Source organism: Streptomyces sp. NPDC056061, assembly GCF_042266885.1.
In the GTDB taxonomy this organism is placed as follows: Bacteria; Actinomycetota; Actinomycetes; order Streptomycetales; family Streptomycetaceae; genus Streptomyces.
In genome coordinates this window covers 48,533-56,138 of record NZ_JBHJWQ010000038.1, presented here as the reverse complement: position 1 = coordinate 56,138, position 7,606 = coordinate 48,533, and the positions used below count along the sequence as shown (strand labels likewise).

Genomic DNA, 7,606 nt, shown 5'->3' with positions numbered 1-7,606 from the left:
CGTCTTCTCTCTGCTGCATTGCCACCCCTACGGAGTAGTTCCTCCTCGATCACACTGTACCTAGGGAGGCGCACCTCCGGTGCCCCGCGATCGAGATCCCCGCGCTGAGCCGCTGAGAGCTGTCCCGTAATCCCTGCCGGGCGCGCGACGGATTGCGGGACAGCCCCCAGGGGGCTTCCGCGGCCGGGGCCCCGGTACGGGTCCCGCACCGGAGCCTCACCCTCCGTCCAGGTGTGCGTGGTGTCGTACGCGACACGCGGCTGGGAGAATGACCGGCCGTGACGACTACGACTGCGCCGACGGTCCGCCACAGCCGAGCGGGGCTCGCGGGTCAGCTGTCCTCGCTCGGCCTGGAGCGGGGCGGTGTCCTCCTGGTGCACGCCTCGATGCGCGCGGTGGGCCCGGTGAGCGGTGGGGTGCGGGCGGTGGTGGGGGCCCTGCGGGACGCGCTCGGCCCGCGCGGCACGCTCGTGGTCCCGTCGTTCACCCCGGAGAACTCCGACACCTCCCCGCACTATCGCAGCCGCGTGCGTGGTCTGAGCGACCGGGAGCGGGAGGCCGTGCGGGCGAGCATGCCGCCCTTCGACCCGGCGACGTCGGCCGCGACGTCGATGGGCCGGCTCTCGGAGACCGTGCGGCTCAGCGACGGCGCGCTGCGCAGCGACCACCCGCAGACATCCTTCGCGGCGCTCGGACGGCTGTCCCGCAGGGTGGTGGCCGGTCACCGGGCGGACTGCCATCTCGGCGAGGACTCGCCGCTGGCCCGTCTCCACGAGCTGCGGGCCCAGGTGCTGATGCTGGGCACCGGGTTCGACACCTGTACCGCGTTCCACCTGGGCGAGTACCGGGTGCCGTCCCCGCCGCGGCGCAACTACCGCTGCGTGGTGCGGACCGGGGGGCGGCGACAGTGGTGGGAGTACGAGGACGTCGCCCTGGACGACAGCGACTTCGCCGTGCTGGGTGAGGACTTCGCCCGTTCGGACGGCGGCACGGCCGTACGGACCGGTCCGGTCGGTTCGTCGACGAGTCGGCTCTTCGCACTGGCCGAGGCCGTCGACTTCGCCTCCCGCTGGTTGCCGTCGCACCGGGCCGGTACGGACGGCCCGGCCCGGCCGCACGGGCACGTCCCCGTGCACGGCTGACGGACGGCGTGCTCCCGTCGGTTGCCGTTGCCCCCGGCCCCGGCCCCGGCGACGGGCGGGGCGACGGGCGGGGCGACGGATCGAGCCGATCGCGGCAGGGAGATGCGGCCCGTGCGGTGCCGCTCGCGGCCGGTCGGGGCGGACCCGTTCGTGCTCAGCCGCCGGACGGCCCCGGTGTCTCGCCCGGATCCGCCAGCGCGAGCAACTGCGCGGGGGTGACCCCCGGGGGTATCGGCACCGGCGCGGGGGTGCGCAACGGGGGCTGCCACCCCTTCTCCGGGTCCCAGCTGCGCACGACCCGGGCCGGGGCGCCGGCCACCACGGCGTGGTCGGGCACCTCGCCCCTCACCACCGCGCCCGCGGCCACCACCACGTTGCGGCCGAGAACGGCCCCCGGGAGGATCACCGAACCGGTACCGATCCAGCAGCCGGGTCCGATGGCGACCGGTTCCATGCGGGGCCACTGCCGTCCGATCGGCTCGTGCGGATCGTCGTAGCTGTGGTTGGTGGACGTGATGTAGACGTAGGGCCCGCAGTAGGTGTCCGAGCCGATGGTCACCCTGGTGTCGGCGACGACATGGCTGCCCCGGCCGAGCACGACTCCGTCCCCCAGGGTCAGGATCGGCTCCGGTCCGAGGTCCAGGTCGGGCATGAGTCCGGCCGTCAGCGTGACCTGTTCGCCTATCACGCAGTGGGCGCCGAGTTCGATCCACGGTTCGCCGAAGACGGTGCCCTGTGGAAAGGCCAGCCGGGTGCCCGCACCGATCCGGCCGAACCGCAGTCCGCCGGGGTGTTCCGCGGTGACCGCGCCCGCCTCGCGCACCCAGCGCCAGCCACGGTGGACGGCTCGGGAGACGACGCGCCGCCGCCAGGCGGCGAGGGAGGAGAACGTGTTCCTGTTCTTCGGCACCCGCACACGGTAGTCGGCGGCGTGGGCCTCGATCACCGCGACCACCTGTGATGTTCACCCCACTCGCCGGTGCGCCGCCGCCCGTCGCATACCGTTCCTCCGACGCGATCGGGCATCCACGGGCGCGCACCATCCGAACACGGAGGAACGGGCGATGGCAGAGCAGGCGTTGGTCACGGGAATCAACGGCACGGAGCCGGAGATCGACGCGGATGCCTTCACCGCGCCGACGTCCGTCGTGATCGGAGAGGTCACGATGGCGGCGGGCTCCAGCGTCTGGTACCACGCCGTGCTGCGCGCCGACTGCGGTCCCATCGTGATCGGCGCCGACAGCAACATCCAGGACAACTGCAGTGTCCACGTGGACCCCGGATTCCCCGTCACGGTCGGCGATCGCGTCACGGTCGGGCACAACGCGGTGCTCCACGGCTGCACGGTCGAGGACGACGTCCTGGTCGGCATGGGGGCCACGGTGCTCAACGGCGCGCGCATCGGGGCCGGTTCGCTGATCGCGGCCCAGGCGCTGGTCCCCCAGGGCATGCAGATTCCGCCGGGATCGCTGGTCGCGGGGGTACCCGCCAAGGTCAGGCGCCGGCTGACCGAGGAGGAACTCGAAGGCATCGGGTTCAACGCGGCGGCCTACGTGGGGCTGGCCCGGACACACCGCCGGGCGCACGAGGGCTGAGGGCCCTGCGGAGGAATTCACGAGGCGCGGGAGCGCGACGGCCCCGGGACGCCCACCGGGAGTCCCGGGCGCGACGCATCGCGGTCGACCGGCGCGCCCGGGGCCCCGCGGAGCGCACCGCCCCGCGGCCCGGCCCGCACGACCGGTCAGTCCGCGGCCGGCGCCGCCCCCGCGTCCGGTGACGCCACGGCCGCCGCGACCCGGGCCGCCGCCTTCTCGGCCCGGCTCCTCAGCACCAGCATCGAGGTGACGCCGACCAGCACCGCCGCCACCAGGCCGAGATAGGAGAACCGCTTGAGCCACTCCTCGGCGACGACTCCCACGTAGTAGACGACGGCCGTGGTGCCACCGGCCCAGACGATCCCGCCGAGCACGTTGGCGATCAGGAACCGCCAGTACGGCATGTGCAGCACACCGGCCAGCGGACCCGCGAAGATCCGGAGCAGTGCGACGAAACGGCCGAAGAACACCGCCCACATGCCCCACTTCTGGAACGAACGCTCGGCCATGGCGATCTGGCTCTCGCCGAAGTGCTTGGGGAACTTCCCGCCGAGCCGGACGAGCAGGGGGCGCCCGCCCTTGCGGCCGATGGCGTAGCCGATCGAGTCGCCGACGACCGCGCCCACCGACGCGCAGGCCGCCAGGATCCAGGGATTGACTCCGTCGTGCCCGGCAGCCAGGAGCGCCGCACTGACCAGGACGATCTCGCCCGGAAGCGGAATGCCGAGGCTCTCCAGTCCGATGACGACGCCCACCAGGACGTACACGCTGATCGCGGGGACGGTCTCCAGCCATTCCTGGATGTGCAACGCCGCTTCCTCCTGTGCCGATTTCCGGTTGCCCGCCGGTCAACTCCTCGGCGCACGGCGGGAATGCTACCCGTCGGGCCGCCCCCGCCATCCGGACGGACGCGGGGCCGCCGCCCGCCTCCTTCCGGAGGGAGCGGCGGCCCCGCGCGGGCGACCGGATGTCAGTTCTGCGGACGCAGCGTCCAGACCACCGTCATCTCACCGGTCACCGCACCGTCCGCGCGCCGGATCTCGATGGCCACGGGGAACTCGGGCCGCTCCCCGCGGTCCAGTTCCGCGACGACGTCGGCGGCCGGACGGCCCAGGGTCGCCGTCGCCGTGACCTCGCCCTTGGCGAGCTTCTTGTAACCGATCTCCGCCCTCACCGCCAACGGCACGGCACGGGACAACTGGTCGCCGAAGGCGGCGAGGACGATCGCGCCGCTCGCCGACTCCGCGAGCGTGAACATCGCGCCGGCGTGCGGACCGCCGATGTGGTTGTGGTACTCGGCCTGGTCCGGCAGCCGGACGACCGCACGATCGGCGGTCGTCTCCAGGAACTCCAGACGCAGGGTGCGGGCCATGGGAACCGTCGCGGCGAGCATCTCGCCGACGGTCATCTGATCAGCGCTCATGCCTTGATGTTACTCATCGGTAAATCTCTTGGGCCATCCCGGCGTCGCCGTACGGGGTCGCCGGACCCCCCGCCGCGCACGTCGTTGCCGGGTCCCCTGCACCGTCCGCTCACGGGGGCGGGCGTAGCAGACCGGCCACCACCCCTCTATCGTTACTGGCCATGTGGCCAGGACAGCAGCCGCCCGGGGGCGAGCAGAACCCGCAGGACCAGAGTCAGAACCCGTATCAGCAGCCGGGGTACCAGCAGCCGAATCCCTACCACCAACCGGGATATCAGCAGCAGGGACAGCCCGGGCAGCCTCAGGGGTACCCGCCGCAGGGCCAGCAGCCCGGCTACCCGCAGCCGAACCCGTACCAGCAGCCGACCGTTCCGCAGTACGCGGTTCCCGGTCCGCCGGGGGCTCCGGAGCCCGGCGGCAATAGGAAGAAGACCACCGTCGTCGCGATCGTCGCGGCGACCGCGGTCGTCGTGGCGGCCGCCGTCACCGGTGTCGTGGTACTGAACAAGGACGACGACAAGGAGAAGGACGTGGCCGGCGACAAGAACGCGTCGGCGTCGGCCGACCCCTCCGAGTCCACCGCCTCGCCCGAGGCGAACCCGCGTGACGCCGAGGACACCAAGCCCCTCATCGCGGGCTGGAAGGTGGTGACCAACCCCAAGTGGGGCACGCAGTTCGACGTGCCCGGGGACTGGGAGGTCGGCACCCCCGGCACGTTCTCGTTCTTCGAGGACGAGAAGAAGGGGGACGGTTCGCCGCTGATCGGCTTCTCCGCGCCGTCCTACCTCCAGAAGAAGTGGTGCGTGGACGACTTCGACAAGGACGGCACCCAGGAGACCTACAGCCTGGCCAGCGCGGGCACCCGGGGCGCCCAGGGCGCCACCGACGCCGCCAAGAACGCCCACAGCGAGGCCGGCACCTGGGCGTGGGCCGCGTACGCGCAGCACATGCCGCAGAGCACCATCACGTTCACGCCGGCCAAGCAGTACACCACCAAGTCGGGACTCACCGGCCAGGTCGTCACCGCGGCCGCTCCGAACGTCACGAAGCGGAAGAAGTGCGAGACCGACGGCAAGACGATCGCGTTCACCTTCAAGAACAAGAAGGGCGAGTTCGCCTCCTGGGTCCTGTACGGGGCCGCCGGTGTCAAGGACGAACTCCCGGACGCCACGATCGAGAAGATCCTGAGCACCGTACGGCTGGTGGACGTCGCCCCGTCCTCCTGACCCCTCCCTCGGCCGGGAGGCGGCCGGTCGCCGACGCGCTGCCCGCAGCCTCCGGATAATTCGGTGGCGCGACCGGGCCGCGGCGGCGATAGTCCCGTGGTGACTGCCGCCTCCGCTCCCGGACTTCCCGCGCGCCCCTCGGGCCGCAACTACCGACTGCTGACCGCCGCCGCGGTCATCACGGGCCTCGGTACCCACGGCGCCCTGATCGCGGCGGCGTTCGCCGTTCTGCAGACGGGCGGCGACGGCGGCGACGTCGGTCTGGTGGCCGCCGCCCGGGCCGTGCCGCTCGTGCTCTTCCTGCTGATCGGCGGCGCGGTCGCCGACCGGTGGCCGCGCCACCGGGTGATGGTCGCCGCGAACGCCCTGAACTGCGTGTCACAGGCCGCCTTCGCCTGGCTGGTGCTGGCCGGTGAACCGCAGCTGTGGCAGATGATGCTGCTCACCGCCCTCTGCGGGACCGGTCAGGCGTTCTTCAATCCGGCGGCCGAGGGCATGCTGATGTCGAGCGTCGACCGGGAACGGGCGAGCCGGGCCTTCGCGCTCTTCCGGATGGCCGTGCAGGGGGCGACGATCGGTGGCGCCGCGCTCGGCGGTGCCATGATCGCGGCGATGGACCCCGGCTGGGTGCTCGCCGTCGACGCCGCCGCCTTCGCGGTGGCCGGGGCGCTGCGCGCCTTCCTGGACGTCGGTCACATACCCGCGCGGGAACCGGGCGGTGGTCTGTTCTCCGATCTGCGCGACGGCTGGCGCGAGTTCATCGGCCGCCCGTGGCTGTGGAGCATCGTCGCCCAGTTCTCCGTGGTGGTCGCCGCCGTGGGGGCCACCGAATCGGTGTACGGGCCGCTCGTCGCCCGGGACGACCTCGGCGGCGCGCGGCCCTGGGGCTTCGCGCTCGCCGCCTTCGGCGCCGGCACGCTCAGCGGGGCGCTGTTGATGACCCGCTGGAAGCCCCGGCGGATGCTGCTGGCCGGAACCCTCTGCGTCTTCCCGCTGGCCCTGCCGGCGGCCGGGCTCGCGGTGCCGCTGTCGGTGACCGGACTCTGCGTGGTGATGTTCGTCAGCGGTGTCGCCATCGAGGTCTTCGGGGTCGCCTGGATGACGACCATGCATCAGGAGATCCCGGAGGAGAAGCTGTCGCGGGTCTCGGCCTACGACTGGTTCGGTTCGGTGGCCATGATGCCGGTCGCCACCGCGCTCGCCGGCCCGGTGGAGTCCCTGATCGGTCGGGACCGGGCGCTGTGGGGCTGCGCCGTGCTGATCGTGGTGGTCACCGGCGCCGTGCTGTTCGTTCCCGATGTGCGCCGGCTGACGCGTGCCGACGCCCCCGCGGTCGTGACGGGCCGCGGGGCGGACCGGCCGCTCTCAACCGATCCGGAAGGCTCCCTCGGGCGGCTCGGGTGAGGCGACCGCCTCGCCGTCCCCGACCGGTCGGGCGGCCCCGGTGAACCTGTCGAGCGACGGACCGTGCTCGACCCGGGCGGGGAAGGCGTCGGCCGCGCAGCGACGGGCCAGGGCCGCGATGTCGACGGGGTGCCGGGAGGCCACGAGCACGGCGTTGCCGAAGCGGCGGCCGCGCAGCACCGACGGCTCGGCGATCAGCGCGAGTTCCTCGAAGACGGCCCCGAAGGTGGCCAGTTGCGAGCGGAGGAAGGCGAAGGGCGCACCGTCCGCGAGGTTGGCGGCGTAGGTTCCGCCGTCGCGCAGTGCCCGGCGTGCGGCCCGCGCGTACTCGACGCTGGTGAGGTGGGCGGGCACCCGGGAGCCGCCGAAGACGTCCGCGATCAGGACGTCTACGGAGCCGGGCGGGGTCCGTTCCAACCGGTCGCGGGCGTCCGTGCCGTGCACGGCGATGTGGGCGTCGTCGGCGACCGGGAGGCGTTCGGCGACCAGCGCGAGCAGCCCGAGGTCGGCCTCGGCGACGTCCTGCCGGGAGCCCGGCCTGGTCGCGGCGACGTAGCGGGGCAGGGTGAGTGCGCCGCCGCCGAGATGGAGCACGTCGAGCGGCGCGCCCGGTGCCGCGACGCAGTCCACGACGTGGGCGAGCCGTCGCACGTACTCGAATTCGAGGTGCTCCGGTGCGTCGAGGTCGACGTACGACTGGGGCGCGCCGTCGACGGTGAGCAGCCAGGCCCTGTCCCGGTCCACATCGGGCAGGAGTCTCGCGGTGCCCTGGTCCACGTCCCGGATGACGGGTATCGGCTCGTTCACTCCCCCATT

8 protein-coding genes are annotated in these 7,606 nt (G+C 72.7%); 4 read left to right on the top strand and 4 right to left on the bottom strand.

Annotated features, from left to right (window positions below; genetic code table 11):
* Window positions 1-278: 278 nt before the first annotated feature.
* Window positions 279-1,142, top strand: coding sequence for an aminoglycoside N(3)-acetyltransferase (locus tag ACFC79_RS33795; RefSeq protein WP_376248372.1), 864 nt, complete (start codon window positions 279-281; stop codon window positions 1,140-1,142).
* A 154-nt stretch (window positions 1,143-1,296) separates the two neighbouring features.
* On the opposite strand, the gene ACFC79_RS33790 is transcribed toward ACFC79_RS33795, so the two are convergent.
* Complete coding sequence (locus tag ACFC79_RS33790) at window positions 1,297-2,052, bottom strand: acyltransferase (RefSeq protein ID WP_376248381.1); 756 nt, start codon at window positions 2,050-2,052, stop codon at window positions 1,297-1,299.
* A gap of 154 nt (window positions 2,053-2,206) precedes the next feature.
* Between ACFC79_RS33790 and ACFC79_RS33785 the strand changes: the two genes are divergently transcribed.
* Window positions 2,207-2,737 carry a gamma carbonic anhydrase family protein gene (locus tag ACFC79_RS33785; RefSeq protein ID WP_376248369.1) on the top strand — a complete coding sequence of 177 codons (531 nt, stop codon included), beginning with the start codon at window positions 2,207-2,209 and terminating at the stop codon, window positions 2,735-2,737.
* 146 nt (window positions 2,738-2,883) lie between these two features.
* Here the strand turns inward: ACFC79_RS33785 and ACFC79_RS33780 are convergent, their stop codons facing one another.
* Window positions 2,884-3,546: a DedA family protein gene (locus ACFC79_RS33780; RefSeq protein WP_376248366.1), complete on the bottom strand. Its 663-nt coding sequence runs from the start codon at window positions 3,544-3,546 to the stop codon at window positions 2,884-2,886.
* Between the two features lie 161 nt (window positions 3,547-3,707).
* Window positions 3,708-4,145: a DUF4442 domain-containing protein gene (locus ACFC79_RS33775; protein ID WP_376248378.1), complete on the bottom strand. Its 438-nt coding sequence runs from the start codon at window positions 4,143-4,145 to the stop codon at window positions 3,708-3,710.
* Between the two features lie 176 nt (window positions 4,146-4,321).
* Between ACFC79_RS33775 and ACFC79_RS33770 the strand changes: the two genes are divergently transcribed.
* Both ACFC79_RS33770 and ACFC79_RS33765 read left to right on the top strand, forming a co-directional pair.
* Window positions 4,322-5,386, top strand: coding sequence for a hypothetical protein (locus tag ACFC79_RS33770; protein WP_376248363.1), 1,065 nt, complete (start codon window positions 4,322-4,324; stop codon window positions 5,384-5,386).
* Between the two features lie 99 nt (window positions 5,387-5,485).
* Entirely contained in the window at window positions 5,486-6,790 is a 1,305-nt protein-coding gene (locus ACFC79_RS33765; RefSeq protein ID WP_376248360.1) for an MFS transporter, read from the top strand.
* Here the strand turns inward: ACFC79_RS33765 and ACFC79_RS33760 are convergent.
* Entirely contained in the window at window positions 6,752-7,597 is an 846-nt protein-coding gene (locus tag ACFC79_RS33760) for a spermidine synthase (protein ID WP_376248357.1), read from the bottom strand. The genes ACFC79_RS33765 and ACFC79_RS33760 overlap by 39 nt on opposite strands.
* Window positions 7,598-7,606 lie beyond the last annotated feature (9 nt).

Bases quoted from the DNA above. Each gene is read 5' to 3' on its own strand.
- ACFC79_RS33775 (WP_376248378.1), bottom strand. From the start codon at position 4,145: ATGACCGTCGGCGAGATGCTCGCCGCGACGGTTCCCATGGCCCGCACC.
- ACFC79_RS33770 (WP_376248363.1), top strand. From the start codon at position 4,322: ATGTGGCCAGGACAGCAGCCGCCCGGGGGCGAGCAGAACCCGCAGGAC.
- ACFC79_RS33785 (WP_376248369.1), top strand. From the start codon at position 2,207: ATGGCAGAGCAGGCGTTGGTCACGGGAATCAACGGCACGGAGCCGGAG.